At 55.4% G+C, this 25,653-nt stretch carries 19 protein-coding genes and 1 pseudogene; 13 read left to right on the forward strand and 7 right to left on the reverse strand.

Going from position 1 to position 25,653, the window contains the following annotated elements:
* Window positions 1-173 precede the first annotated feature (173 nt).
* Window positions 174-683 (forward strand): outer membrane protein OmpX, encoded by a 510-nt coding sequence (gene ompX, locus JGC47_RS06320; protein ID WP_004156821.1) that lies wholly within the window; start codon window positions 174-176, stop codon window positions 681-683.
* A gap of 238 nt (window positions 684-921) precedes the next feature.
* Here the strand turns inward: ompX and JGC47_RS18090 are convergent, their stop codons facing one another.
* A complete protein-coding gene (locus JGC47_RS18090) occupies window positions 922-1,029 on the reverse strand; it encodes a hypothetical protein (protein ID WP_024015207.1) in 108 nt (35 codons plus the stop codon).
* Window positions 1,030-1,209: 180 nt separating this feature from the next.
* On the opposite strand from JGC47_RS18090, the gene mntR reads away from it, so the two are divergent.
* From mntR to JGC47_RS06340, 4 genes are all read left to right on the forward strand, one after another.
* Window positions 1,210-1,662 carry a manganese-binding transcriptional regulator MntR gene (gene mntR / locus JGC47_RS06325; protein ID WP_004156822.1) on the forward strand — a complete coding sequence of 151 codons (453 nt, stop codon included), beginning with the start codon at window positions 1,210-1,212 and terminating at the stop codon, window positions 1,660-1,662.
* A 246-nt stretch (window positions 1,663-1,908) separates the two neighbouring features.
* Window positions 1,909-3,051, forward strand: a complete 1,143-nt coding sequence (locus tag JGC47_RS06330) for an HlyD family secretion protein (protein WP_004156823.1) — start codon at window positions 1,909-1,911, stop codon at window positions 3,049-3,051.
* Window positions 3,048-4,616, forward strand: a complete 1,569-nt coding sequence (locus JGC47_RS06335; RefSeq protein WP_004156824.1) for a DHA2 family efflux MFS transporter permease subunit — start codon at window positions 3,048-3,050, stop codon at window positions 4,614-4,616. Before JGC47_RS06330 ends, JGC47_RS06335 begins: the two co-directional genes overlap by 4 nt.
* A 1-nt stretch (window position 4,617) precedes the next feature.
* A complete protein-coding gene (locus tag JGC47_RS06340) occupies window positions 4,618-6,165 on the forward strand; it encodes an efflux transporter outer membrane subunit (protein WP_004156825.1) in 1,548 nt (515 codons plus the stop codon).
* A 190-nt stretch (window positions 6,166-6,355) separates the two neighbouring features.
* On the opposite strand, the gene JGC47_RS06345 is transcribed toward JGC47_RS06340, so the two are convergent.
* A complete protein-coding gene (locus JGC47_RS06345) occupies window positions 6,356-6,583 on the reverse strand; it encodes a hypothetical protein (protein ID WP_013035961.1) in 228 nt (75 codons plus the stop codon).
* A 426-nt stretch (window positions 6,584-7,009) separates the two neighbouring features.
* On the opposite strand from JGC47_RS06345, the gene JGC47_RS06350 reads away from it, so the two are divergent.
* Together JGC47_RS06350 and JGC47_RS06355 are read left to right on the forward strand one after the other, a co-directional pair.
* Window positions 7,010-8,500, forward strand: a complete 1,491-nt coding sequence (locus JGC47_RS06350) for a sugar porter family MFS transporter (RefSeq protein WP_004156828.1) — start codon at window positions 7,010-7,012, stop codon at window positions 8,498-8,500.
* A 140-nt stretch (window positions 8,501-8,640) separates the two neighbouring features.
* The gene (locus JGC47_RS06355) at window positions 8,641-10,233 is read left to right on the forward strand and encodes an ABC-F family ATPase (RefSeq protein ID WP_004156829.1); all 1,593 of its coding nucleotides are present in this window, start codon (window positions 8,641-8,643) and stop codon (window positions 10,231-10,233) included.
* Window positions 10,234-10,339: 106 nt separating this feature from the next.
* Here the strand turns inward: JGC47_RS06355 and moeB are convergent, their stop codons facing one another.
* The gene (gene moeB, locus JGC47_RS06360; RefSeq protein WP_004156831.1) at window positions 10,340-11,101 is read right to left on the reverse strand and encodes a molybdopterin-synthase adenylyltransferase MoeB; all 762 of its coding nucleotides are present in this window, start codon (window positions 11,099-11,101) and stop codon (window positions 10,340-10,342) included.
* A gap of 1 nt (window position 11,102) precedes the next feature.
* A complete protein-coding gene (gene moeA, locus JGC47_RS06365; protein WP_004156832.1) occupies window positions 11,103-12,338 on the reverse strand; it encodes a molybdopterin molybdotransferase MoeA in 1,236 nt (411 codons plus the stop codon).
* A 257-nt stretch (window positions 12,339-12,595) separates the two neighbouring features.
* Here moeA and JGC47_RS06370 point away from each other — a divergent pair, with 257 nt between their 5' ends.
* From JGC47_RS06370 to JGC47_RS06395, 6 genes are all read left to right on the forward strand, one after another.
* Window positions 12,596-13,543 carry an isoaspartyl peptidase/L-asparaginase family protein gene (locus JGC47_RS06370; RefSeq protein ID WP_004156834.1) on the forward strand — a complete coding sequence of 316 codons (948 nt, stop codon included), beginning with the start codon at window positions 12,596-12,598 and terminating at the stop codon, window positions 13,541-13,543.
* On the forward strand, window positions 13,540-15,387 hold the full coding sequence (locus tag JGC47_RS06375) for a dipeptide ABC transporter ATP-binding protein (protein ID WP_004156835.1): 1,848 nt from the start codon (window positions 13,540-13,542) through the stop codon (window positions 15,385-15,387). Before JGC47_RS06370 ends, JGC47_RS06375 begins: the two co-directional genes overlap by 4 nt.
* A gap of 28 nt (window positions 15,388-15,415) precedes the next feature.
* Window positions 15,416-16,954, forward strand: a complete 1,539-nt coding sequence (gene gsiB, locus JGC47_RS06380; protein ID WP_004156837.1) for a glutathione ABC transporter substrate-binding protein GsiB — start codon at window positions 15,416-15,418, stop codon at window positions 16,952-16,954.
* Window positions 16,955-16,994: 40 nt separating this feature from the next.
* A complete protein-coding gene (gsiC, locus tag JGC47_RS06385; protein ID WP_004156838.1) occupies window positions 16,995-17,915 on the forward strand; it encodes a glutathione ABC transporter permease GsiC in 921 nt (306 codons plus the stop codon).
* Window positions 17,916-17,924: 9 nt separating this feature from the next.
* Window positions 17,925-18,830 carry a glutathione ABC transporter permease GsiD gene (gene gsiD, locus JGC47_RS06390; protein WP_004156839.1) on the forward strand — a complete coding sequence of 302 codons (906 nt, stop codon included), beginning with the start codon at window positions 17,925-17,927 and terminating at the stop codon, window positions 18,828-18,830.
* 540 nt (window positions 18,831-19,370) lie between these two features.
* Window positions 19,371-20,579: a serine hydrolase gene (locus JGC47_RS06395; protein ID WP_004156843.1), complete on the forward strand. Its 1,209-nt coding sequence runs from the start codon at window positions 19,371-19,373 to the stop codon at window positions 20,577-20,579.
* A 74-nt stretch (window positions 20,580-20,653) separates the two neighbouring features.
* Here JGC47_RS06395 and JGC47_RS06400 read toward each other — a convergent pair whose 3' ends face one another.
* The 3 genes and pseudogenes from JGC47_RS06400 to JGC47_RS06410 all read right to left on the reverse strand — a co-directional run bounded on the left by JGC47_RS06400 (window position 20,654) and on the right by JGC47_RS06410 (window position 25,326).
* Window positions 20,654-21,937: an HAAAP family serine/threonine permease gene (locus JGC47_RS06400; RefSeq protein WP_004156844.1), complete on the reverse strand. Its 1,284-nt coding sequence runs from the start codon at window positions 21,935-21,937 to the stop codon at window positions 20,654-20,656.
* A 694-nt stretch (window positions 21,938-22,631) separates the two neighbouring features.
* On the reverse strand, window positions 22,632-23,408 hold the full coding sequence (locus JGC47_RS06405; protein WP_004156846.1) for a phosphatase PAP2 family protein: 777 nt from the start codon (window positions 23,406-23,408) through the stop codon (window positions 22,632-22,634).
* A 230-nt stretch (window positions 23,409-23,638) separates the two neighbouring features.
* A pseudogene (locus tag JGC47_RS06410) lies at window positions 23,639-25,326 on the reverse strand (aspartate:alanine antiporter).
* Window positions 25,327-25,653 lie beyond the last annotated feature (327 nt).

Here is a 25,653-nt window from a genome sequence, read left to right on the forward strand (position 1 = left end):
TGCGAATATTCTTAAAGAAAAGATAAGAAAAATGAATGACATAAGGTGTTCCATTAACTTTCTGTTACACCAAACTTTTCATTAGACAACAAAATCGGGGCAGAGTTTCCGGCCATTTTTTGTTATATTTTCAACGTTGTCAGGAGAGTAGTACTTTCACATTTGAGGTGGTTATGAAAAAAATTGCATGTCTTTCAGCATTAGCTTGCGTACTGGCAGTATCTGCTGGTTCAGCAATGGCGCAGAGCACCGTTACCGGCGGCTACGCTCAGAGCGATTACCAGGGCGTTGCTAACAAAGCTAACGGCTTCAACCTGAAGTACCGTTACGAAAACGGCAGCGATCCGCTGGGTTGGATCGGTTCTTTCACCTACACAGAGAAAGATCGCACCGAAGAAGGTGACTACCTGAAAGGCCAGTACTACGGCATCACCGGTGGTCCTGCTTTCCGTCTGAACGACTGGGCAAGCATCTATGGTGTGGTTGGTGTTGGCTTCGGTAAATTCCAGGCAACTGGAGAAGATCGCTTCCAGTCATCTTCAAGCGATGCTGGCTTCTCTTACGGTGCCGGCATGCAGTTTAACCCAATGGAGCACGTTGCTCTGGATGTGGGTTACGAGCAGAGCCGTATCCGCAGCGTTGACGTTGGTACCTGGACTGCCGGCGTAGGTTACAGCTTCTAAGCTGCCAACCGCAAGTCCGTTTAGCGGACTGACGTTGAAGAAATCCGCCCCGGGGGGCGGATTTTTTTTTGCTTTGCTTCAGCGATTTTACGTGCTGGCTGCCCGAGCCTGTTCACCAATGAAAAAGAAGTCAAGTAAACCGTGGGCTAAACCCGTTCAGGACAGGCAAGGTTATTGCTTAACGAGTAAAAAGTGAATCAGCGCTGACAAAGGATAAACAGTAAAAAAGGCAAAGGGGTTAAGAAGCCCGGGTGGCTGGCTCAGGTTTAAGCAGCATTTCCAGCAGCATCAGGCGCAGTGTAAAGGGCGATCGGCAAAATAGTCTTAACAGCAGTGGGAGTTTCATCTGTTGGCCCTCCGGTCATTCAGGTTATGCACCAATTACCCAGAGATATAGCACAGGCTATATCGTATAGCCAGAGCTAAAATGCTAAATTTTGTGCTTCCCGGCGGTTCGTTTACAATGTGCCACTAACAGACCGATGCGTTGGTGAAATGTGTTGGTTGATAATAAAGAGGAAGCTGAATGAGTCGTCGCGCAAAAGTTGCAGTGCCCGCGCCACTGAAAGATATCGAAGAGCATGTCGAAGGCTTCCGCCAGGTACGTGAAGCGCATCGTCGTGAGCTGATCGATGACTATGTTGAGCTGATTTCTGACCTTATCCGTGAGTTTGGCGAAGCGCGGCAGGTGGACATGGCCGCCCGTCTTGGCGTTTCGCAGCCCACGGTGGCTAAAATGCTGAAACGTCTCGCCACTGGCGGGCTGGTCGAGCAAGTGCCGTATCGCGGCGTATTCCTGACCCCGGAAGGAGAAAAGCTGGCGAACGAAAGTCGTGAGCGCCACCACATTGTGGAAACTTTCCTTTTGGCGCTGGGTATCAGCCCGGATACCGCCCGCCGCGATGCGGAAGGCATTGAGCACCATGTCAGCGATGAAACCCTGCTCATTTTCCGGCAATTCAGTGAAAGCCGGCAATAAATGTCAACCGAGCTGTGCCAGCAGTATGGCTTTACGCGCCAGGTGACTATCTGCTGAAGCGCTGCTATACATTGCCCGTGTTGGGCGAGTCTCTGCGCAGTGACCGGGGGCTTTATGTGCTCATTTTCCATATGGAGCTTCGGTTAAATTAATTTTTGTCAGGAACTCCTGGCATTTGTCAGTTTTGCTCCTATGGTTATCTCAGACTGAATAATTGCGTCTGCGCTTTAGCAACGCCCTGTACTGATGGAAACTATGGCTAAGCAAACTCCCTCCGCACCCGATGATCAATCCCTGGTACAAAATGAATCACAACCGGCCGATGACGGCCAGCAAGATGAAAATAGTCGTCCACGTCCCGGCAAAAAACCGCTGATTATTCTGGGCATTGTGGTGGTCATTATGCTGTTCGTTGCGCTGCTTTTCTGGTTGATGACCCGCAATATTGAAACCACCGATGATGCTTTTACCGAAGCGAATGCCGTTACCATCGCGCCAAAAGTTGCGGGTTATATCACTCAGCTGAAGGTGAAAGACAACCAGCGGGTGAAGGAAGGTGACCTGCTGGTGGTAATTGATGCACGCGATGCCACCGCCCAGCACGATCGGGCTGAGGCGCAGCTTGGGGTTGCCGTGGCACAGCTGCATCAGGCGCAGGCACAGCTGGACCTGGCGCGGGTACAATATCCGGCGCAGAAACAGCAGGCGCTGGCGCAGCTGGCGCGTGCTGAAGCCAACTATCTTAACGCGCGGGAAGACGATAAACGTCAGCGCGGCGTTGACCCACGCGCCACCTCGCAACGCAATATCGATGCCGCCAGCGCCCGGCTGCGCACGGCCAAAGCGGAGCTGTCTGACGCGCAGGCTCAGGTCGCCGTGGCTTCGCAGGTGGCTTTACAAATCCGTCAGCAGGAAACCCGCGTCGAAGCGTGCCAAAGCCAGGTTGATCAGGCCCAGGCGCAACTCAATACTGCCAGCCTCAATCTGTCCTACACCGAGGTGCGTGCGCCTTACGATGGCTTTATCAGCAAACGCAATGTGCAGCCAGGCACGCTGGTGCAGGCGGGTTCTTCGCTGTTTTCGCTGGTATCACCGGATGTGTGGATTGTTGCCAACTTTAAAGAATCCCAGCTGGCGCGCATGAAGCCGGGTAATAAAGTCGATATCAGCGTCGACGCGTGGCCCGATCTGAAGCTGAAAGGGCATGTCGACAGCATACAAATGGGCAGCGGCTCGCGTTTCTCTGCGTTCCCGTCTGAAAATGCCACCGGAAACTACGTGAAAATTGTCCAGCGCGTCCCGGTGAAAATTGTCATTGATAGCGGGCTGGATGCCAACCATCCGCTGCCGATTGGCCTGTCGGTTGAACCGAAGGTAACGCTGGAATGAGTTCCGGCCAGAGCTGGAAGCCAGCCAGTAATCCCTGGCTGGTGGCGATGACGGTGACGCTGGCGGTGTTTATGGAGATCCTCGATACCACGATTGTCAACGTTGCCCTGCCGCACGTTGCGGGATCGCTCTCGGCCAGTTACGACGAATCCACCTGGGTTTTGACCTCATATCTGGTGGCGAACGGCATCGTTTTGCCGATTTCCGCCTTTCTCAGTCGCCTGCTGGGTCGCAAGCAGTTTTTTCTGGTTTGCATCGTGATGTTTACCGTCTGTTCCTTCCTGTGTGGTATCGCCACGGAGCTGTGGCAGATCATTCTGTTCCGCGTATTACAGGGCTTTTTTGGCGGTGGCCTGCAGCCGGTGCAACAGTCGGTGTTACTGGACTACTTTAAACCCGCCGATCGTGGCAAGGCATTTGGCCTGTCATCCATTGCGGTGATCGTAGCACCGGTGCTTGGCCCAACGTTGGGTGGATGGATCACCGATAACTACAGCTGGCGCTGGGTGTTTTTCATCAATATTCCGGTAGGGATCTTCAGCGTATTGGCCATCTATCAGCTGCTGGAAGATCCACCGTGGGAGCGCAAATTGGCCAAGGGTAAACTCAGCATTGACTATATTGGCATCGGCCTGATTACCCTTGGCCTGGGCTGTTTGCAGGTGATGATGGATCGCGGCGAAGATGCCGACTGGTTCCAGTCCAGCTTTATTGTCACTTTCGCCCTGCTGGCGCTGACCGGCATTGTCGGTGCTGTCTACTGGCTGATGTATGCCAAAAGGCCGGTGGTGGATCTGCTTGTGCTGAAGGACCGTAACTTTGCGGTGGCCTGCCTGTTGATGGCAGGAATGGCGGTCATTCTCTATGGCAGCTCGGTAGTGATCCCACAGCTGGCGCAGCAGGATCTGGGTTACACTGCCACCTTATCCGGGCTGGTATTGTCACCCGGGGCAGTGCTGATCGTATTGTCAATCCCGCTGGTGTTAAAGCTGATGCCGCTGGTACAAACACGCCTGCTGATTGCCTTTGGCTTTACGCTGCTGGGCGTGTCGTTTATCTATTCCTCAACCCTGACGCCGGATATCGATTTCACTACTCTGGTATTGATGCGTAGCTTCCAGACTATCGGTTTAGGTTTCCTGTTTGTACCGCTGACCACGATCGCCTTTGTCACTATTCCGCAGCGTTTAAATGCCGATGCGTCGGCGCTGTTTACCATGTTCCGCAACGTGGCCGGGTCGATCGGCATTTCACTCTCCACCTCAATGATCACCGAGCGCTCACAGGCACGTAGCGCGCAGCTGGCGGACGGCATGACGCCCTTCAACGAACCGTTTAACTTAACGCTTGAGCGGTGGACACAGGGCGTCAGGGACTTTGCGCATACTGCCGGTGACCCGCTGACTATTGCCAGCGGCCAGCTGTATAAACAGATGATCGTACAGGCGCGTTTCCTGGCCTATATTGACGTTTTTATGGGCCTGAGCATTGTCGCCCTGATCCTTATTCCATTTTGTTTACTGCTGGCTCCGATCAAGAGCGAGGGCAGTGCGGGAGCACACTGACATGAAGGTTCCTTGTTATATTCGGCGCTCAGGAAACGGCGTACTGATAGCGGCAGCGCTGTCGCTTGGCGGCTGTGCGCCGGGGCCGGACTATCAGCCCCCCAGGCCCGTTACGCCGGAAGTTTTTAACAGTATGCCGCCACAGGGGGGAGCAAAAATTCTGCCATCAGCCCCCCGCGCCGACTGGTGGAAAGCGTTTGGCGATCCGCAGTTAAACAGCCTGATCGAGCGGGCGGTGCAGGGAAATCTGTCCCTGCAACAGACGGTGCTGCGCATCGCCGGGGCGCGTCAGCAGCTGGATCAGGCGCGTGGTGCCTGGGCGCCTTCAGCCAGTGGCAATGCGCGCTTTTCCCGTCAGCAGCTGGGAATAAAAGGCGAACTGGAATCGCAAGGGGTCGACGATCGGCTCAATGGGATGGGCAACGCCGACAGCTTGCGCCCGGTGCTGGACAGCCTGGAAAAACCGATTGGTTTGTATCAGGGCAGTTTCGATGCTTCATGGGAACTGGATCTGTGGGGCAAGGTGCGCCGCCAGGTCGAAATGGCGGATGCCCGGCAGCAGCAGTCGGTGGAAGAGCGCAACGATGCGCTGGTGTCGCTGGAAGCCGAGGTTGCACGCGCTTATCTGCAACTGCGCGGCGCACAGGCCATTACCCGGACAATCGAAACGCAAATTGATGTGGCGCAGCTGATGCTGGAACTCACGCGCAGCCAGCAGCAAAACGGACTGGCACCGCAGACCAACGTAGAAAATGCCCGTGCACAGCTCAGCTCGCTGCGTGCGCAGCTGCCGCATTACCAGGCGCAGATCCACCAGGCGATGAACGGATTGGCGGTATTAACCGGTAAGGTTCCGGGGGCGCTGGACGCAGAACTGACGCCGCGTAAAGCGCTAACGCTGTTGCCACCCGCGGTGCCGGTCGGCGTGCCGTCTGAGCTGGCGCGCCGCCGCCCTGATGTTCGCGCCGCCGAAGCCAGCCTGCATGCCGCCACGGCCAGTATTGGCGTTTCGGTGGCGCAGCTGTTCCCCAGCCTGTCGCTTAGCGGGCAGTTTGGTGTGCGTAACAGTGATGCCAGCTATCTGGATCGCTGGAGCAGCAATTTTTACAGCTTTGGCCCGTCAATTACCCTGCCGATATTCCAGGGGGGAAGGCTGGTTTCCGGCGTGAAGCTGGCGCGAGCGCAGCAGGCCAGCGCGGCGTTACAGTATCGTCAGACGGTGCTGACGGCGTTGCAGGACGTGGAGAATGCGTTAGTCAGCTACCGCAGCGATCTGCAGCAGGTCACCGGGCTGGATGACAGCGCCCAGGCGCTGCAAAACGCCTGTAACCTTGCCAGCGTCAGCTACCGTCAGGGGCTGTCTTCATTTATCGAACCGCTGGATGCGCAGCGACAGTTGGCGCAGCTACAACAGCAGGCAGAGCAGGCACGGGTACAAAGCCTTCTCGACCTGGTGGCGCTGTATAAGGCGCTTGGCGGTGGCTGGGAAAGCTGGCAGAAGGTACATTTGCCGGATTACCCGGTATTTGGCGCCGCTGAAAAACCCTGAAAAAACCCGTATAACCAAAACGCACGGCCGTTGAACAGGCCGTGCGAGACTCATCATCCAGATGGCATGCGCGGGCAAACGGCCTGGCGTGCCGGCTCCAGATTGGATCATTTAGCGCTGTGATACAGGGGTGAAACCTGCTCTTTTAACCAGTTGCAGGATGAAGAGGATTGCTGCAACTGGCTGTCATTCAGCAGGATAAGCTTATCCTGCTCGCTGGCGGCAAGACGCCACCTTCGGCCGATGGTGCCGCAAGTGAAGCCATGCCGGCTGCCTGAGTCGCATTTTGCCAGTCTCTTGAAACGGTTTGCATCATTTGCGCCATACCGGTTGCGGCCTCCTTCACTGAAGCTGCCTGCTGTTCGGTACGTGCAGATAAAGCGTTATTCTCATCCACCAGCGGGCTAATTTCAGCCATGAATAATGCAAAACTGCTGCGCACGCTTACCACCGTGCAATCCAGCGGTGGGGATCTTTAACGAACTGAATACATTAAATTTTCCACGCTGTACCGCAAACGGCCTGTTACTTGTCTCACCTCTTTTTCTTGATGGCATATCATCAGTGTTTAGAACATATTTTCCTTGTTAATGATAAATGAAACAAGAAATATCTTAAAAACTGAGTAAATCCCCGTCTAAAACCCGCCAGTAGCGAATTTTCGCCAACAAACACTATTTTGGGGCAAAAGTGCGATCGGCAACTCAGAATTTTAATTTCATTAATAACAAAAATGGACGAAATGATTTAAATTGAAAATGGCATATGACAATGCTCCATGCCAGCGGACAGGTTTCTGGTTCGTCCCCTTACTCACCAGGTTGATGAGAGGTCAAAGTAGCCCATGACAAAAGAACAATATATTACCCTTAACCGGGCGTCCGGCCCCAACAGCAGCAGTAAAACAGAACCCTTTGTCAAAGTGATTGCAGCAGTGGCCACCCTTGGCGGCCTGCTGTTCGGTTACGACACCGGCGTGATCTCTGGTGCACTGCTGTTTATGGGCGATGAACTGCACCTGACGCCTTTCACAACCGGCCTGGTGACCAGCTCCCTGCTGTTCGGTGCTGCTTTTGGCGCGCTATTCTCGGGCCTTTTCGCCAATGCGGCCGGAAGGAAGAACATCATTATCCTTCTTGCGCTGATCTTTATTATCGGTGCCGTCGGCACGTCTGTTGCGCCGAACGTTGGATGGATGATTTTCTTCCGTCTGATCCTCGGCGTCGCGGTCGGCGGCGCTTCGGCCACGGTGCCAGTCTATATCGCCGAAATTGCGCCGGCTAACCATCGTGGTCAGCTGGTGACTTTGCAGGAACTGATGATCGTCAGCGGTCAGCTGCTGGCCTATATCTCCAATGCCGGATTTAACGCCGCCTGGGGCGGCAGTGAAAGCTGGCGCTGGATGCTGGCTTTAGCCACCGTCCCGGCTGTGCTGTTGTGGTTCGGCATGATGTTTATGCCCGATACCCCGCGCTGGTATGCCATGCAGGGCAAGCTGGCAGAAGCCCGGCGCGTGCTGGAACGCACCCGTGCCAGGGAAGACGTGGACTGGGAAATGGCGGAAATCGAGGAAACGCTGGCAGAAGAAGATCACGGGGTTAAGGCGCGGCTGCGCGATCTGGCAAAACCATGGCTGCTGAAGCTGTTTCTGATCGGTATCGGTATTGCCATGATCCAACAAACCTCCGGCGTAAATACCATTATGTACTACGCGCCGACCATGCTGAAGGCTGTGGGGATGAGCACCAACGCGGCGCTGTTTGCCACCATCGCCAACGGCGCGGTATCGGTGCTGATGGCCTGTGTGGGCATCTGGCTATTGGGCAAAACGGGGCGGCGCACCATGACGCTAATCGGACAGTTTGGCTGTACCTTCAGCCTGCTGTTTATTGCTGCTGTCAGTTTCTTTATGCCGGAAACCGTGCACGGGCAGGCTGATGCACTGCGCGGCTACATGGTACTGCTCGGGATGCTGATATTCCTTTGCTTCCAGCAGGCCTTCCTGTCACCGGCCACCTGGCTGCTGCTGTCGGAGATCTTCCCAACGCGCATGCGCGGCGTGTTTATGGGCAGTGCAATCTTCGCTATGTGGATTGCCAACTTTCTGATATCGCTGGCATTCCCGCTGTTATTAGCCAGCGTGGGGCTGCCCGGTGCCTTCTTAAGCTTTGCCCTGATTGGCATTTTCTCCGGTATTTTCGTGGTCAAATGCGTGCCGGAAACGCGCAACCGCAGCCTGGAGCAAATCGAACACTACCTCCATGAGCGGTTGGGTGAAGATAACGAAAGCCGCCCGTCGCTGGCAGCGGCAAAACGCCAGGCGGCCAGCCATTAAGCCCGGCAGCCGGGGATTTACCCGGCTGCACCGCACAACCCCGGCCTTTTCCTCTGCCAGAGTGCTGTATGCCGCGCGCTATTTTTTTGGCATAATGCGCGCTGATCCACCCATCCACCTCGCAAACGAAAGGCTATCCTGTGCTAGTTTCCAGCAATGTCACCATGCAGTTTGGCAGTAAGCCGCTGTTCGAAAATATCTCTGTCAAATTCGGCGGCGGCAACCGCTATGGTCTGATCGGTGCCAACGGCAGCGGCAAGTCCACCTTTATGAAAATTCTCGGTGGGGACCTGGTGCCTTCAGCGGGTAACGTCGCTCTCGATCCTAACGAGCGAATCGGTAAGCTGCGCCAGGATCAGTTCGCCTTTGAACAGTTTTCCGTGTTGGACACGGTGATCATGGGCCACGGCGAGCTGTGGGCGGTTAAGGAAGAACGTGACCGCATTTATGCCTTGCCGGAAATGAGCGAAGAGGACGGTTACAAAGTTGCCGATCTTGAAGTGACCTATGGTGAAATGGACGGTTACACCGCCGAAGCGCGCGCCGGTGAACTGCTGCTGGGCGTGGGCATTCCGCTGGAGCAGCATTATGGCCCGATGAGCGAAGTCGCTCCCGGCTGGAAACTGCGTGTGCTGCTGGCACAGGCGCTGTTCTCTAACCCGGACATTCTGCTGCTGGATGAACCAACCAACAACCTGGACATCGATACCATTCGCTGGCTGGAGCAGGTGCTGAACGATCGCAACAGCACCATGATCATTATTTCGCATGACCGTCACTTCCTGAATATGGTGTGCACGCACATGGCCGATCTCGACTACGGCGAACTGCGCGTCTACCCGGGTAACTACGACGAATATATGACGGCGGCCACCCAGGCGCGTGAGCGTTTGCTGTCGGATAACGCCAAGAAAAAGGCGCAGATTAACGAACTGCAATCCTTCGTCAGCCGTTTCAGCGCCAACGCGTCGAAATCGCGTCAGGCGACCTCACGCGCCAGGCAGATCGATAAAATCAAACTGGACGAAGTCAAAGCGTCCAGCCGGCAAAACCCGTTTATTCGTTTCGAGCAGGACAAGAAACTGTTCCGTAACGCGCTTGAGCTGGAAGCCGTCACCAAAGGCTTCGATAACGGCCCGCTGTTCAGCCAACTCAATATGCTGCTGGAAGTGGGTGAGAAGCTGGCGATCATCGGCCCGAACGGTATCGGGAAAACCACATTGCTGAAAACCCTGGTGGGCGACCTGTTACCGGATAGCGGAACGGTGAAATGGTCTGAGAACGCGCGTATTGGCTATTATGCTCAGGACCATGCTCACGACTTTAGTGACGATCTCACCGTGTTTGACTGGATGAGCCAGTGGAAGCAGGAGAGTGATGACGAGCAGGCGGTGCGCGGCATTCTCGGGCGTCTGCTGTTTAGCCAGGACGACATCAAAAAGCCGGCTAAGGTGCTGTCCGGTGGCGAGAAGGGACGTATGCTGTTCGGCAAGCTGATGATGCAGAAACCGAACGTATTAATCATGGATGAACCGACCAACCACCTCGATATGGAATCCATCGAAGCGCTGAATATGGCGCTGGAGATGTACGAAGGCACGTTGATTTTCGTTTCCCACGATCGTGAATTTGTCAGTTCACTGGCGACCCGCGTGATTGAAATGACGCCGGGCAAAATGAACGACTTCACCGGTAACTACGAAGATTATCTGCGCAGCCAGGGCATCGTTTAATCCCCGTAGCAGAGGCTGATTGCAGCAGCAGTCAGCCTCTGCGCAAACCGTTTGCCCCGGCATGGGGCAGCGGTTTGTCGATTTTCCCGGTTTTCCCCCGAACTTCTCACTGGCCATCACCTCCACAGACTTCACAGGCCTTATCTCTCGCCACCTTGATCGAGCGGAACTGCAGCGTCATGGCATCGTACAGCAGCAGTTGCCCGGCTACCGGGCTGCCGTAGTGGGTCAGAACGCGAATGGCCTCCATCGCCTGCAGTGAACCGATCACCCCGACCAGCGGTGCCATCACCCCCGCTTCGGTGCAGCTCAGGGTTGCTGCGCCAAATAAACGGCTGATGCAGCGATAGCAGGGTTCCTCGTTGCCCCAGCTGAATACGCTGATGTGCCCTTCCATGCGGATTGCCGCCCCGGACACCAACGGCGTTTTACCGGCAAAACACAGGCGGTTGAGCTGTTCCCGCGTTTCAAGGCTGTCGCAACAGTCGATAACCAGCTGATGCCGGGCGATCAGCGGTGCCAGCGCGTGGTCATCAAGGCGGGCATTCAGCGTGTCGATGGCAATCAGTGAGTTGAGGGCAGCAAGGCGTGCCCGCGCCGAATCGACTTTTGCCATTCCTACCTCGGCCTCGCCGTGCAATATCTGACGTTGCAGATTCGACAGCGAAACCTGGTCAAAATCAAGCAGCGTCAGCTGCCCGACTCCGGCGGCGGCAAGATACTGGCTGGCGGCGCAGCCCAGCCCCCCCAGCCCCACCACCAGTACGCGGGCGGCCTTCAGCTGTTCCTGTCTGTCAAAGTCGAAACCCCGCAGGACGATTTGACGGTTATAGCGCAGCATCTCCTCATCGCTCAGTTCGGGCAACATATCAGCCCTCCAGCAACGCGTTGAAGGGTTCAACCTCTACCCATTCACCCACTGCCACATTGCCGCGTTCGCGCTCCAGCACAATAAAACAGTTGGCCTGCCGGAACGAACTGTATATGTGCGAACCCTGATGTCCGCTGGTTTTCACCAGCAGATCGCCGTCAGCATCGCGCTGGAGGATGCCGCGCTGGAAATCAAGGCGTCCCGGCGTCTTTTTCAGTTCGCTGACGCAGCGAACCCGTTGACGCGGCGGCAGCGCCGGGCCGTGCTGCCCGGTCAACCTGGCCAGCAGGGGTTGCACCAGCTGGTAAAAGGTCAGCACTGCCGAGACCGGGTTGCCGGGCAGGCCACAGAACCAGCTGTGCGCCAGGCGGCCAAAGGCAAACGGCTTACCGGGTTTAATTGCCAGCTTCCAGAAGCCAATTTCTCCCAGCTCCTCCAGGATCTGTTTGGTGTAATCAGCCTCGCCAACCGATACGCCACCGCTGCTGATAACCACATCGGCGCTGGCATCGGCGTTGATAAAGGCGGCGCGCAGAGCGGCCGGGTCGTCGCGAATGATGCCAAGGTCAATCACTTCACAGCCAAGCTTATCCAGCATCAGCCGCACGGCGAAACGGTTGGTATCGTAGATTTGCCCTGCCGCCAGCGGCTGATCCACCGGCTGCAGTTCGTCTCCGGTTGAAAATATCGCCACGCGCAGTTTGCGCAGCACCGTCACTTGTGGAATACCGAGCGAGGCCAGCAGCGGCAGTTGCGCCGCGCCGAGTTTTACCCCGGCTGCCAGCACCTGAGCGCCTTTGGTGATATCTTCCCCCGCCCGACGAATATGTTGCCCGGCGATAACGCTGGCGGTAATGCGCACCGCGTCACCCACCGCAGCGGTTTGTTCCTGCATGACGACCGCTTCGCATCCTGCCGGCAACGGCGCGCCGGTCATAATGCGGATGCAGCTATCCGCAGGCCATTCGCCGTCATAAGGGCTACCGGCGAAGGCCTTCCCGGCGACCGGCAGCGCGACTCCCGGGGCGAGGTCGGCCAGCCGCAGGGCATAACCGTCCATCGCCGAATTATCAAACGGCGGTACGTTCAGCGGGGAAATCACCGCGTGGGCAGTAATACGGCCAGCCGCGTGCGTCAGGCTAACGGTTTCTTTGTCAGCAAGAGGGGTGATGCGTGCCAACAGGGTTGTCAGGGCATCGTCAAGTGAGATCAATCCCGCGCTAAATGCTTCCATAGGTTATGTCTCCAGAAGACGAACAAAAGCTGATGGCTCTATTATGGCGTGGATCCGCTGCGGGGTCACGTTTACCCATGCAGGCGGGCCTTAAGTATCGTCGGGGCTTATCTTAGAACGATTAGTTATAATCCACAGGTAAATATTCCGCTTTACATCTCTATACTGCCTACCTATAGTCAAAAGGGTTATTTTCACGAGAAATATATTCTAACTCAGTGTTTTACATGCTGATTTATCACAGGGTAAATTGAATAATGGCCAAAGCGACGATTGCAATTCATGGCGGTGCCGGTGCCATTGCGCGTGCCAGCATGGATGCCAGCCAGGAGCAACACTATCGTCAGGCGTTATCACAGATTATTGCTGGCGCGCAGGCCAGCCTTGCAGCGGGGCGCAGCGCGCTGGATGTGGTTACCGAAGCGGTGCGACAGCTGGAAGAATGTCCGCTGTTCAATGCCGGGCGCGGCGCGGTATTTACCCATCAGGGGCGTCATGAGCTTGATGCCTGCATAATGGATGGCAGAACGCGCGCAGCCGGGGCAGTGGCGGGTGTTACCCGCGTTCGCAATCCGGTGCTGGCAGCGCGCGCCGTGCTGGAAAACAGCCCGCATGTGCTGTTTATCAGTGAGGGTGCGGAATCGTTTGCGGAGCAGCAGGGCCTTGAAATGGTCGATAATCACTTTTTTTCTACCCCCCAGCGCCGCGTTCAGCTGGAAAGCGCTATTGCCGCCGGGCAAATGCGGCTGGATCATGACGGTGACACGATCGATGCCGATCGTAAATTTGGCACCGTGGGGGCTGTGGCGTGTGATGGTGCCGGCAATCTGGCGGCAGCCACCTCGACCGGCGGCATCACCAATAAGCAGGCCGGGCGCGTGGGTGATTCGCCGCTACCCGGTGCGGGATGCTATGCCAGCGCCGGGGTTGCCGTCTCCTGTACCGGAAGCGGAGAAGCCTTTATGCGCCTGTTGGCTGCCTATGATGTGGCCGCATTGATGGAATATGGCGGGCTGTCTCTGCATCGGGCGGCGCAGCAGGTTATTATGCAGAAAATCCCCGCGCTGGGTGGCAGCGGGGGGCTGATTGCCGTCGATGCTGCTGGTAACCTCGCGCTGCCTTTCAATAGTGAAGGAATGTATCGCGCTTATGGCGTGGAGGGCAAAGCGCCGGTGGTCGCTATTTATCAGGAGGAACCCTGGTGAGCGCGTTTTCACATCAGGACAAGGTACTGTCGGTACGCGATCTGAGCGTCAGCTTCGCGCGTGAAGGCCAGCACATTCAGGCGGTGAAAAATTTGTCGCTGGACGTGCATGCCGGTGAAACGCTGGCGATTGTCGGCGAGTCCGGTTCCGGCAAATCAGTGACATCTCTGGCGCTGATGCGGCTGGTGGAGCAGGGAGGCGGCACCCTCGACAGCGGCAGTATATGGTTCCATCGCCGCCAGCAGCCGCCGGTTGATCTTGCCATCCTCTCTCAGCGGCAGCTGCGCAGGATACGGGGCGCTGATATGGCGATGATCTTCCAGGAACCCATGACCTCGCTTAATCCGGTCTTTTCGGTTGGCGAACAGATAGCCGAGTCAATTCGCCTGCATCAGGGAAAAAGCCATGCCGAGGCGCTGGCCGAGGCGCGGCGTATGCTCGACCTTGTGCGCATTCCGGAAGCCAAAAATGTGCTGGCGCGCTATCCACACCAGCTTTCCGGCGGCATGCGTCAGCGGGTGATGATCGCCATGGCGCTCTCCTGCCGTCCGGCGTTGCTTATCGCCGACGAACCGACCACCGCGCTGGATGTCACCATCCAGGCGCAAATTTTGCAACTGATCCGCGTGCTGCAAAAAGAGATGCAGATGGGGGTCATTTTCATTACCCACGATATGGGGGTGGTGGCAGAAATGGCAGATCGGGTACAGGTGATGTATCGCGGCGATGTGGTGGAAACCGGCAGCGTGGAAGCAATTTTTAGCCGCCCGCAACAGCCATACACGCGTGCGCTGCTGGCGGCGGTGCCTAAACTCGGGTCGATGAGCGGGCGCGATCTGCCAGCGAAATTTCCACTGACCGATGCTGTCGCCACGGCGGCAGAAGCACCGCAGGATACGGTCGACAGGCAGAAAGCCCCGATCCTTCAGGTGCGTGACCTGGTGACCCGTTTTGACATTCGCAGCGGTATTTTTAACCGGGTGAAGCGCCGTGTGCACGCCGTAGAAAAGGTCAGCTTCGATCTGCGCGCCGGTGAAACGCTGGCGCTGGTCGGGGAATCCGGCTGCGGCAAGTCCACCACCGGGCGCTCCTTATTGCGGCTGGTGGCGAACCAGGGCGGTAGCATTACCTTTAATGGTCAGCGTATTGAACGCTTGTCCGGCCCGGCGCTGTCGCACTTACGCCGTGATATGCAGTTTATTTTTCAGGATCCGTACGCCTCGCTCGATCCCCGCCTGACCGTTGGATATTCCATTATGGAACCGCTGCTGGTTCATGGTGTTGCCCGGGGACAGGAGGCGGAGCAGCGGGTGGCAAGTCTGCTGGAGCGCGTCGGGCTGCAGGCGGACCACGCCCGGCGCTATCCGCATGAGTTCTCCGGGGGCCAGCGTCAGCGGATCTGTATTGCGCGTGCGCTGGCGCTTAAGCCAAAAGTGGTGATTGCCGACGAGGCCGTATCGGCGCTGGACGTTTCGGTTCAGGCGCAGATAATTAATTTGATGCTCGATTTGCAGCGCGAATTTGGCATCGCGTTTCTGTTTATCTCCCATGATATGGCGGTGGTGGAGCGTATCAGCCACCGGGTGGCGGTGATGTATCTTGGGCAAATCGTGGAGATCGGGCCGCGTCAGGCGGTATTCGGCCATCCTCAGCACCCTTATACCCGTAAGCTGATGGCGTCGGTGCCGGTGGCCGATCCGGCTCATCGCCGACGTGAACGTGCACTGTTAGTTGATGAAATTCCCAGTCCGATTCGCGCCCTGGGCGACGAACCGGCAGTGGAGCCGTTGATAGAAGTCGGTACCGGGCATTTTGTGGCGCGCCACGCTATCGGCCGGGCCTGATTACTGCTTAACAAAAGGGATAAACAAGATGATGAATAAGCGTACGCGTAATGTATGGTTAACGGCCGGCCTGCTGGGCAGCTGTGCTGCACTTCCCGCCGTGGCGGCGAAGGATGTCACTATTGCGGTGGCGTCTAATTTCACCACCCTCGATCCTTACGATGCCAACGATACGTTGTCGCAGGCGGTGGCCAAGTCGTTCTATCAGGGGCTGTTCGGTTTTGATGAAGAAATGAAACTTGAAAACGTGCTGGCAGACAGCTATCAGGCCAGCCCGGACGGGCTAAGCTACGTCATCAGGCTGAAAAAGGGGATAAAGTTCCAGGACGGCACGGAGTTTGATGCCGCAGCGGTAAAAGCCAACCTCGACCGCGCCAGCAACCCGGATAACCATCTTAAGCGCTTTAACCTGTTTAAAACCATCGCCAGTACCGATGTGATTGATGCAAACACGGTGAAAATCACCCTCAGACAGCCGTTCTCCGCGTTTATCAACACCCTGGCCAGCCCGGCCGCAGCGATGATTTCACCGGCCGCGCTAAAGAAGTACGGCAAGGATATCGCTTTCCATCCGGTTGGCACCGGTCCTTATCAGTTTGTGACCTGGAATCAGACCGATTTCGTCAAGGTGGCGAAGTTCAACGGTTACTGGAAACCGGGCTATCCGAAGCTGGATAGCATCACCTGGCGCCCGGTCGTAGATAACAATACCCGGTCAGCGATGCTGCAAACCGGCGAGGCCAACTTTGCCTTTCCGATCCCGTTTGAGCAGGCCAAACTGCTGGAGAAAAACAGCAAGCTGAACCTGGTGGCTTCTCCGTCGATTATGCAGCGCTATATCAGCTTTAACGTGACGCAGAAGCCGTTCAGTGACCCGAAAGTGCGCGCGGCGATTAACTACGCCATTAACCGTCAGGCGCTGGCGAAGGTGGCTTTCGCCGGATATGCCACCCCGGCCAGCGGCATTGTACCGCCGTCTATCCAGTATGCGCAGCAGTATCCGGCAGCGGAATACAACCCGGCGAAAGCGCGTGAACTACTGAAAGAAGCGGGCTACCCAAACGGCTTTACCACTACGCTGTGGTCTTCACATAATCACAGTACGGCGCAGAAAGTACTGCAGTTTACCCAGCAGCAGCTGGCTCAGGTAGGGATTAAGGTGGAAGTGACGGCGATGGATGCCGGCCAGCGGGCGGCCCAGGTGGAAGACAAAGGCCAGAAAGAGAGCGGTGTGCGCATGTTTTACACCGGTTGGTCGGCCTCAACCGGTGAAGCAAACTGGGCGCTGACGCCGCTGTTTGCCACCCAGTCCTGGCCGCCAACCATCTTCAATACCGCCTTCTACAGCAATCCCCAAGTGGATAAGGATTTAGCCGATGCGCTGAATACCACCGACGGTGAGCAAAAAGCCGCATTGTATAAAGATGCGCAGGACCGTATCTGGCATGACCAGCCGTGGGCACCGCTGGTGGTGGAAAAGCTGATTTCAGCGAACACCCGTAATCTGAGCGGTTTCTACGTGATGCCGGATACGTCGTTCAACTTTGACGATGCAGATCTGAAGTAACGGTTAACGCGCCTCCCGCCGGGGAGGTGCAGGGTACAACATGCTTAATTATTTTCTTAAAAGACTGCTTGGCCTGATCCCCACACTGCTGATTGTTGCCGTGCTGGTATTTCTGTTTGTGCACCTGCTGCCCGGCGACCCGGCGCGACTGATTGCCGGACGCGAAGCCGATGCAGAAGTGGTGGCGATGGTGCGCCAGCAGTCAGGGCTGGATTTGCCACTGCCGCAGCAGTTCTGGCGTTACATCACTCGAGCGTTACAGGGGGATTTTGGCATATCGATGGTGTCGAAACGGCCCGTTTCTGCCGAAATCGCGCAACGCTTTTTGCCTACGCTGGGACTTACGCTGACCAGCATGCTGTGGTCAGTTTTTATTGGCATGGCCGTCGGGGTGGTTTCCGCCGTGTGGCGCAACCGTTGGCCCGATCGTTTGGGAATGACGCTGGCGGTATCGGGTATTTCGTTCCCGGCTTTCGCCCTTGGCATTTTGCTGATGCAGCTCTTCTCCGTCCAGCTTGGCTGGCTGCCAACCGTGGGGGCCGATAGCTGGCAACACTATATCCTGCCCTCCATCACCCTTGGTGCGGCGGTAGCGGCGGTGATGGCGCGCTTTACCCGAGCCTCATTTGTGGAGGTTGTCCAGGAAGACTACATGCGTACCGCGCGGGCGAAAGGGGTGCCTGAAGCGGTGGTGATGGTGAAGCACGGTCTGCGTAATGCCCTGATCCCGGTGGTCACTATGATGGGCCTGCAATTTGGTTTTCTGCTGGGCGGCTCTATCGTGGTCGAAGTGGTGTTCAACTGGCCTGGCCTGGGGCGGTTATTGGTGGACTCGGTAGAGATGCGTGATTATCCGGTGATCCAGGCCGAAGTGCTGCTGTTTTCGCTGGAATTTATTTTGATCAATCTGCTGGTCGATATGCTGTATGCAGCAATCAATCCAGCCATTCGCTACCAGTAAGGATGTACGATGATTAACTGGCGACGTAATGCCTTACTCTCTTCACTGCCGAACATTTCCCCCGATCGGGTTCGTACCCCCTGGAGCGAGTTCTTTCGGCGTTTTCGACGTCAGCATATGGCGATGGTGGCTGCGGTGTTCGTGCTGTTGCTGATCCTGATAGCCCTGTTTGCCCCCTGGCTGGCTCCTTTCGACGCGGAAAACTATTTTGACTATGATCGGTTAAACGAGGGGCCTTCGCCGCTGCACTGGTTTGGCGTTGATGCGCTGGGGCGCGATATCTATAGCCGCGTGCTGCTGGGGACCCGTCTGTCGCTGGTAGCCGGGTTCTTTTCGGTGGCGATTGGGGCGATAATTGGCAGCGTACTCGGGCTGCTCGCCGGGTACTATGAAGGCTGGTGGGACCGTCTGATAATGCGTATCTGCGACGTGCTGTTTGCCTTTCCCGGCATTCTGCTGGCAATTGCTGTGGTGGCGGTGATGGGCAGCGGTATGTCAAACGTCATTCTGGCGGTGGCGATTTTCAGCATTCCGGCCTTTGCTCGCCTGGTACGCGGTAATACCCTGGTGCTGAAACATCTGGTCTATATCGAGTCGGCACGCAGTATTGGCGCATCTGATCTCACCCTGATTCTGCGCCATATCCTGCCCGGTACGCTGTCGTCGATCGTCGTTTACTTCACCATGCGCATTGGCACCTCGATCATTTCTGCTGCCAGCCTGTCATTCCTTGGGCTGGGCGCTCAGCCGCCGACCCCGGAGTGGGGCGCGATGCTGAATGAAGCGCAGGCGGATATGGTGCTGGCACCGCACGTGGCTATTTTTCCCAGCCTGGCGATTTTCTTTACCGTACTGGCATTTAATCTGTTGGGAGATGGCTTGCGCGATGCGCTGGACCCGAAACTGAAGGGCTGAAAGGATGTTTTTTTCCTTTTGCAGCGCACCGGCTTATGTGGCGGGTGCTTTTACCGCTCATCTTAACCGTATCGGTGCGAGGATTAAGGCAAGAGATCAAGCCATGAAGGTCCTTTCAGACTAACTTTGTTATAGAACATCTGCGGCAACGATACTGGCCTCTGCGGCTGGAAACGTCATCCCGGCTGATGGGAGCACGCTGCCCCGGCAAGGGAAAAAGGGCTGTCGAAAAAATGATAACGCTGTATTGCCAACAGATCGGCCACAGCCCCGCGCTGTCTTCTCTCATCTTGCAGTTTGTCTTAGTATGAGCGGATTTCTGTGACGGTGATAACCGTTGGCTACAAATTGCCATTAGCTTCATTTCAGGCGCTGACGGCATGACGAAAAATGGGCCCATTTCCGCTGCGTTAAGTAAATATCAGCAAACTTCGCCAATAAACGGTTTTTTTTTAAGCGATAACGCCTTAGTGTAGTGAGGTTAATCGCCAGACACTGCGTCAATTATCTTGGTCTTTCAGAGGGATACCTGGTTACGCCATGAAGAAAAAAACGCGCCTTTCTACCGGTGTGATGACACTGGTCAGTACTTCATCACTGTTAATGCTAACGCTTTCCAGCGCCCGGGGGCAACAGATGCCCGCGGCGCCGCAGCTCGATGCCAAAGCCTGGATCCTGATGGACTACAACAGCAGCAAAGTGCTGGCGGAGTACAACGCCGATTTGCGTCTCGATCCGGCCAGCCTGACGAAAATGATGTCCAGCTATGTTATTGGCCAGGCGCTAAAAGCGGGCAAGATCAGTAAGGATGATGTGGTCACCGTAGGTAAAGATGCCTGGGCGACCGGTAATCCGGTGTTGAAGGGGTCATCCCTGATGTTCCTCAAACCCGGTGACCGTATTGCGGTTTCTGAACTCAACAAAGGCATTGTTATCCAGTCGGGGAACGATGCCAGTATCGCTCTGGCCGACTATGTTGCCGGCAGTCAGGACGCATTTGTCGGCCTGATGAACCATTATGTGCAGGCGCTGGGGCTGAAAAATACCCACTTCAAAACCGTTCACGGCCTTGATGCCAACGGGCAGTACAGCACCGCACGGGATATGGCGCTGATTGGTCAGGCGCTGATCCGCGACGTGCCGGACGAGTACGCGCTGCATAAAGATAAAGCGTTTACCTTCAACAAAATCCGCCAGCACAACCGCAACCGCCTGCTATGGAGTACCAATCTGCAGGTTGACGGAATCAAAACCGGGCATACCTCCGGTGCGGGCAACAACCTTGTCGCTTCGGCGGTCGATGGCGATCGGCGGATTATTTCCGTGGTGCTGGGGGCGGCGACCGATGCGGTGCGCTTTCGCGAAAGCGAAAAGCTACTGATATGGGGGGTGCGCAATTTCGAAACCGTGACGCCGGTTAAAGCAGGAAACGCTTTCGTCACGCAGCGCGTATGGTACGGCGATCGTCATGAGGTCAATCTTGGCGTTGCGCAGGACGCCGCAATCACGCTGCCTCACGGGCAGATGAAGAACCTGAAAGCCAGCTTTACGCTAAGTCAGCCGCAGCTGACCGCTCCGCTGGCGAAAAACCAGGTGGTGGGAACCATTGATTTTCAGTTAAATGGCCAGTCTGTTGAGCAGCGGCCGCTGGTGGTGCTGGAGGCGGTAAAAGAGGGGGGGGTGTTTGGCCGTATCTGGGATTTCGTGAAGATGAAGATCAACAGCTGGTTCGGCCAGTGGTTCTCATGACGTTCCGCTGTTTAATGGCAGACGGGGGCTAAAGCCCCCGTTTTGCGGTGAAGAGTACCGGACGGGCATCAATATCAGATCAGGTTCCAGGCCACCGCAGAAATCGCCACCAGGCCGACCAGTACCACAAATATGTTGCTCAGCTTACCGCTGTACTGACGCATAGCCGGGACTTTGTTGATGGCATACATTGGCATCAGGAACAGCAGCACCGCGATAATCGGACCGCCCAAACTTTCAATCAAACCCAGAATGCTTGGGTCCAGCGTTGCCACCATCCACGTGGTTACCAGCATAAACACCGCGGTGAAGCGATTAAGTTTCTTCTCAGCAAGGTTTTTACCCCGGCTGCGCAGCATCTTGTTGACCGTGCCGTTAAAGCCCTCACGCGCGCCCAGATAGTGGCCGAGGAAAGACTTGGTAATGGCTACCATCGCGATAATCGGTGCCAGCCATGCCATCAGCGGCGTATTAAAGTGGTTTGCCAGGTAGGACAGAATGGAGATGTTCTGTGATTTGGCTTCCGCCAGGTTTTCCGGCGTGAGGCTCAGTACGCAGCTGAAAACGAAGAACATCACCGTGGCAACCATCATGATATGACTGCGCGCCAGGATGCGAGAGCACTTGGATTCCGCCTGGTCGCCGTACTCTTCGCGCTTGGCTACGGCAAATGCGGAAATAATCGGCGAGTGATTAAAAGAGAACACCATCACCGGGATGGCCAGCCACAGGGTCATCATCAAACCTTTACCGCTGCCAGCCAGGCTGACGTTGTCAAAAATCGCGCTACTCCAGTGGGGGATCAGATACAGCGCCAGCACCATCAGCACCATAACAAACGGATAGACCAGCAGGCTCATGGTCTTGACGATGATCTCTTTGCCGAAACGTACAATGGTCATCAGGCCAATAATCAGAATCAGTGACAGCAGCGCACGCGGCGGGGCCTGAATCTGCAGTTGATGGATCATAAAGCTTTCAACCGTATTGGTGATGGCAACGCTGTACACCAGCAAAATGGGATAGATGGCAAAGAAGTAGAGCAGGGTGATGAGCTTACCAGCGCCGACGCCAAAATGCTCTTCGACTACCTCGGTGATATCCTCGCCCGGTTTACGCCCGGAAAGCACAAAGCGGCACAGTCCCCGGTGAGCAAAAAAGGTCATTGGGAAGGCCAGCAGCGCCATAATCACCAGCGGGATCAGGCCACCGATACCGGCATTAATCGGCAGGAACAATACGCCAGCACCAATGGCGGTGCCGTACAGGCCCAGCATCCACATGGTATCAGTTTTACGCCATGTGCTGGCATCCTGAGTTGCTTCGGGGGCCAGCACCGCCGTTTGGGATGTATCCATGAATTCTCCAGTGTTAACGCGTTATAAATTAACTAAATCTTTTGCCATTGGTCAGAGAGAAATTAATTTCCTGATTTACGGCTTTAATTAATTGCTGTGATTTTATGGCGCACACTTTACCACCCCAGGATAGAGAAGAAAGTACTGAATGATTAATTGCCGGTGATCGGAATCACATTTCTACCACCTTTTTAGTATCAATAGCTAAATGGAGTCACTTTTGCAGCCAATTCTGCCAATTGTCTGTTTTCAACCAGGTGTTTACGCTAAAAATTTATTTTTTTGCGATTTTTAACAAATGGCAAAGTATAAGATGATGCTGATAATGTTCAGAAAAACTGTTATAAATCAATGGTTGTTCATCAGTGAGAGCTTATCGACTGCCGTAATTTTAATCAGTTGCGCAAATAGAAAATAAAGCAGCATGAATCTGTGTTAATTTGCGCAACTGGACGGATGAGGAAGGAAATAATAATGTGATCGCATGGTGAGAAAATTCTGAGTAGCTTGATTAAGAAAGCCAGATCCTTAAATTTCAGACTCATAAAGTGATATTAGTTGCGCACTCAACCATTACGCAGAGGAAAAGTAAACAGCGTTTTACACCGGGATGAACGCAGCGGCTTAAGGAGATAGCATCGCGGACAAAAAGGTGGCCGGTCCGGTAAGCCAGCCAGCAGAGTCTGCCCCGGCGTCAGAGCCGGGAAACCGCGCCCGGTTGAATGCTTCCATTACGATAAATTTCCCGTTTTTTTAGCAGATGCGTCACGCACCCGAAAGTGACACATTGTGTCAGCCATACCCACCATGCCGCCCACAGGTTGTGCGACAGAAAGTGCGCGCCACGCATCACCTGGCCAAAACCCATTACCAGCCCAATGGTTAACGCTATCCACCAGCAAATGACGGCAAGCCGCAGACGGCGCGGATAGAACAAAAAAAACAGCGCCATGGCGCTAAAACCGCTTGAAGCGTGCCCGCCCGGAAAGCAGCGCCCCGGCCCACTGTGAGCAGGCACGATGCCGAACAGCGGATAAGAGACGGCTTTGCCGCCGAACTGCACCAGATCCCACGGACAAGAGTGCGCGCTGCTGGCCTTTAATATCCCAACCACCAGCGGCCCAATCCCCATCATCAGGGCTACCAGTATCTGGCGCGGCTGGCGGCGCAGCAAACCGGCCAGCAGCAGCAGGAAGCCACCACAAATCAGCGTATCTTTCAGCAGGCGATGGTTGATCACATCCAGCCAGCGGTTGTCCTGTAACGGGAAACGATGAATAAGCGGGTCGTACCACAGGCGGCTGACCGCCATATCCCAGTTCCCGCTGCGCGACAGCCAGGTCAGAAACAGGGCGGTAAGCAGCAGTAACACCAGCTGATTAAGATAAAAGTGCAGGGGCAATGGGTAAAGGGGATCGCTCTGTATGTTGTGGGTCTTCGTGCCTCTGTTGAACAGGGTTGACATTTTCATGCTGTTTCTGCCGGCTGATAAACAGGCTTTTTATTTTGCCGGGCAGCGCTTAAGGAAACATTAAGAGTGAATGGCTGAACCAGGGGGTGATACAGGGGGGGAACTGTATGTGAAAAAAACCCGTTAATCAGAAGGTTAACGGGCTCCTCAATGTGGGAATTTCAAAGAAAAGCAGTGGCAATAATTAAGACTTCAGCGCCAAAAAAAGTTCGGCGCAGGCTTAAATTATTTTAGCCCCCCAGCATCGGCCATATGATAACAATCAGCGTACCCGCCAGGGTGAGTAGTACGTTAGCAATCGCGTAAGTTCCGGCATAACCAAGTGCCGGAATATTGCTGCGTGCAGTGTCGCTGATAATTTCCATCGCCGGGGCACAGGTCCGGGCGCCCATGATTGCGCCAAACAGCAGAGCGCGGTTCATTTTCAGCACCCAGGCACCAAACAGGAAACAGATAATCACCGGAACCAGGCTGACCACTATTCCTGCAGCCAGCATCAGCAAGCCGGTTTCGCCCAATCCCTGGTTGATGCCGCTACCGGCGCTTAAACCAACTCCTGCCATAAACACCATCAGCCCAAACTCCTTCACCATGGTCAGGGCGCCCTGTGGAATATAGCCAAAGGTGGGATGGTTGGCTCGCAGGAAGCCAAGCATAATCCCGGCGAACAGGAGGCCAGCGGCATTGCCGATACCAAAATTGAAGTTGCTAAACTGGAAGGTGATCATGCCAATCATCAGGCCAACGATAAAAAAGCGCAGAATGCCAGCAGGTCAGTGACCTGGCTGTGAATGGAAATAAAGCCGATGCGGTCCGCGACGGATTTGACGCGTTTTGCTTCCCCGCTGATGTGCAGCACATCGCCCTTATTGAGAATAATGCTGTCATCAATCGGCATTTCAATCTGGCTACGAATGACCCTGTTAAGGAAACAGCCGTGATCGGTCAGCTTAAGCTGGCTCAGGCGTCGGTTAACCGCATTGTTGTTTTTTACCACAATCTCTTCGTTGACAATGCGCATATCCAGCAGGTCGCGATCGAAGACCTCTTTGCCATTGCGGAAACTGGGGTCGAGACGAGCGTGGGCATCGGGGTAGCCGACCAGCGAGATTTCATCACCGGGCTGTAACACGGCATCTCCATCCGGATTAGCCAGAATACCGTTGCGGCGAATACGTTCAATGTAACAACCCGTCTGGCGATAGATCCCCAACTCACGCAGATTTTTGCCATCGCTCCAGGCCACCAGTTCCGGGCCTACACGATAGGCGCGGATCACCGGCAGGTAGACTTTACGTTTACTGTCCGGATCCAGTCCGCGCTCCCGGGCGATCTGCTGTGCGCTGGTAGGCAGATCCTGATGCTGTAATTTTGGCAAGTAGCGCGCGCCAAAAATCAAACTGACCAGGCCAATCAGGTAGGTGAGCGCGTAGCCCAAACTGAGATGATCCTGTGCCTGGCTCAGGCTTTTGCCGTCGGCCAGCGTCTGGCGCAAGGTATCGCCAGCGCCCACCAGTACCGGGGTGGATGTCATCGCCCCGGCCAGCATCCCGGCAGTCAGGCCAATATCCCAGCCGAACAGCTTACCCAGCCCAAGAGCCAGCACCATTGCACTGCTGACCATAACTACCGCCAGCATCAGGTAGTTTTTGCCATCGCGGAAGAAAATAGAAAAGAAGTTTGGCCCGGCTTCGACGCCCACACAAAAAATAAATAACATAAAGCCCAGGTTGAGGGCGTCAGTATTGATGGAAAAGTGCTGCTGACCGAGCAGTAATGAGACCACCAGAACGCCAATAGAGTTACCGAGTTGGACGGAACCTAACCGAAGTTTGCCTAAGCATAACCCCAGCGCCAGCACGACAAATAACAACAGGATGTAATTGCGACTCAACAAATCTGCGACGTTTATATTCACGCTTCACTTCTTTTTATCAATAACCTGTGATGGCAGGGTTAATAGGTTAATTTTACCCGGTGATGCTGCCCGGGGGGCAATGTCAGCAGCGTAATCGGAATAATCTCTTCAAACGCGCACTATTTTAATCGCTACCGAGCCATACAGCCACCTCCCGGCGAGGTTATTTATCTTTCTGTGGCAGGGATGTACGCAGCAAGTGGCGAGGCCGGTGTTAACGGCTGAAAGACATCACTCAGACCGTAAAAGGTGGCAGGTTGGTGAGGATGGAGGCAAATTCGGGTGATGACACTGCCGGGAAAGGGGGTACGGAGTTTGCGCTACGAA

It is taken from the genome of Erwinia amylovora (genome assembly GCF_017161565.1).
In the GTDB taxonomy this organism is placed as follows: Bacteria; Pseudomonadota; Gammaproteobacteria; order Enterobacterales; family Enterobacteriaceae; genus Erwinia; species Erwinia amylovora.

Excerpts from the sequence above, each read along its gene's own strand:
- ompX (WP_004156821.1), top strand. The coding sequence starts at position 174 with ATGAAAAAAATTGCATGTCTTTCAGCATTAGCTTGCGTACTGGCAGTA.
- JGC47_RS18090 (WP_024015207.1), bottom strand. The coding sequence starts at position 1,029 with ATGAAACTCCCACTGCTGTTAAGACTATTTTGCCGATCGCCCTTTACA.
- mntR (WP_004156822.1), top strand. The coding sequence starts at position 1,210 with ATGAGTCGTCGCGCAAAAGTTGCAGTGCCCGCGCCACTGAAAGATATC.
- JGC47_RS06330 (WP_004156823.1), top strand. The coding sequence starts at position 1,909 with ATGGAAACTATGGCTAAGCAAACTCCCTCCGCACCCGATGATCAATCC.
- JGC47_RS06335 (WP_004156824.1), top strand. The coding sequence starts at position 3,048 with ATGAGTTCCGGCCAGAGCTGGAAGCCAGCCAGTAATCCCTGGCTGGTG.
- JGC47_RS06340 (WP_004156825.1), top strand. The coding sequence starts at position 4,618 with ATGAAGGTTCCTTGTTATATTCGGCGCTCAGGAAACGGCGTACTGATA.
- JGC47_RS06345 (WP_013035961.1), bottom strand. The coding sequence starts at position 6,583 with ATGGCTGAAATTAGCCCGCTGGTGGATGAGAATAACGCTTTATCTGCA.
- JGC47_RS06350 (WP_004156828.1), top strand. The coding sequence starts at position 7,010 with ATGACAAAAGAACAATATATTACCCTTAACCGGGCGTCCGGCCCCAAC.
- moeB (WP_004156831.1), bottom strand. The coding sequence starts at position 11,101 with ATGTTGCCCGAACTGAGCGATGAGGAGATGCTGCGCTATAACCGTCAA.
- moeA (WP_004156832.1), bottom strand. The coding sequence starts at position 12,338 with ATGGAAGCATTTAGCGCGGGATTGATCTCACTTGACGATGCCCTGACA.
- JGC47_RS06370 (WP_004156834.1), top strand. The coding sequence starts at position 12,596 with ATGGCCAAAGCGACGATTGCAATTCATGGCGGTGCCGGTGCCATTGCG.
- gsiB (WP_004156837.1), top strand. The coding sequence starts at position 15,416 with ATGATGAATAAGCGTACGCGTAATGTATGGTTAACGGCCGGCCTGCTG.
- gsiC (WP_004156838.1), top strand. The coding sequence starts at position 16,995 with ATGCTTAATTATTTTCTTAAAAGACTGCTTGGCCTGATCCCCACACTG.
- gsiD (WP_004156839.1), top strand. The coding sequence starts at position 17,925 with ATGATTAACTGGCGACGTAATGCCTTACTCTCTTCACTGCCGAACATT.
- JGC47_RS06395 (WP_004156843.1), top strand. The coding sequence starts at position 19,371 with ATGAAGAAAAAAACGCGCCTTTCTACCGGTGTGATGACACTGGTCAGT.
- JGC47_RS06400 (WP_004156844.1), bottom strand. The coding sequence starts at position 21,937 with ATGGATACATCCCAAACGGCGGTGCTGGCCCCCGAAGCAACTCAGGAT.
- JGC47_RS06405 (WP_004156846.1), bottom strand. The coding sequence starts at position 23,408 with ATGAAAATGTCAACCCTGTTCAACAGAGGCACGAAGACCCACAACATA.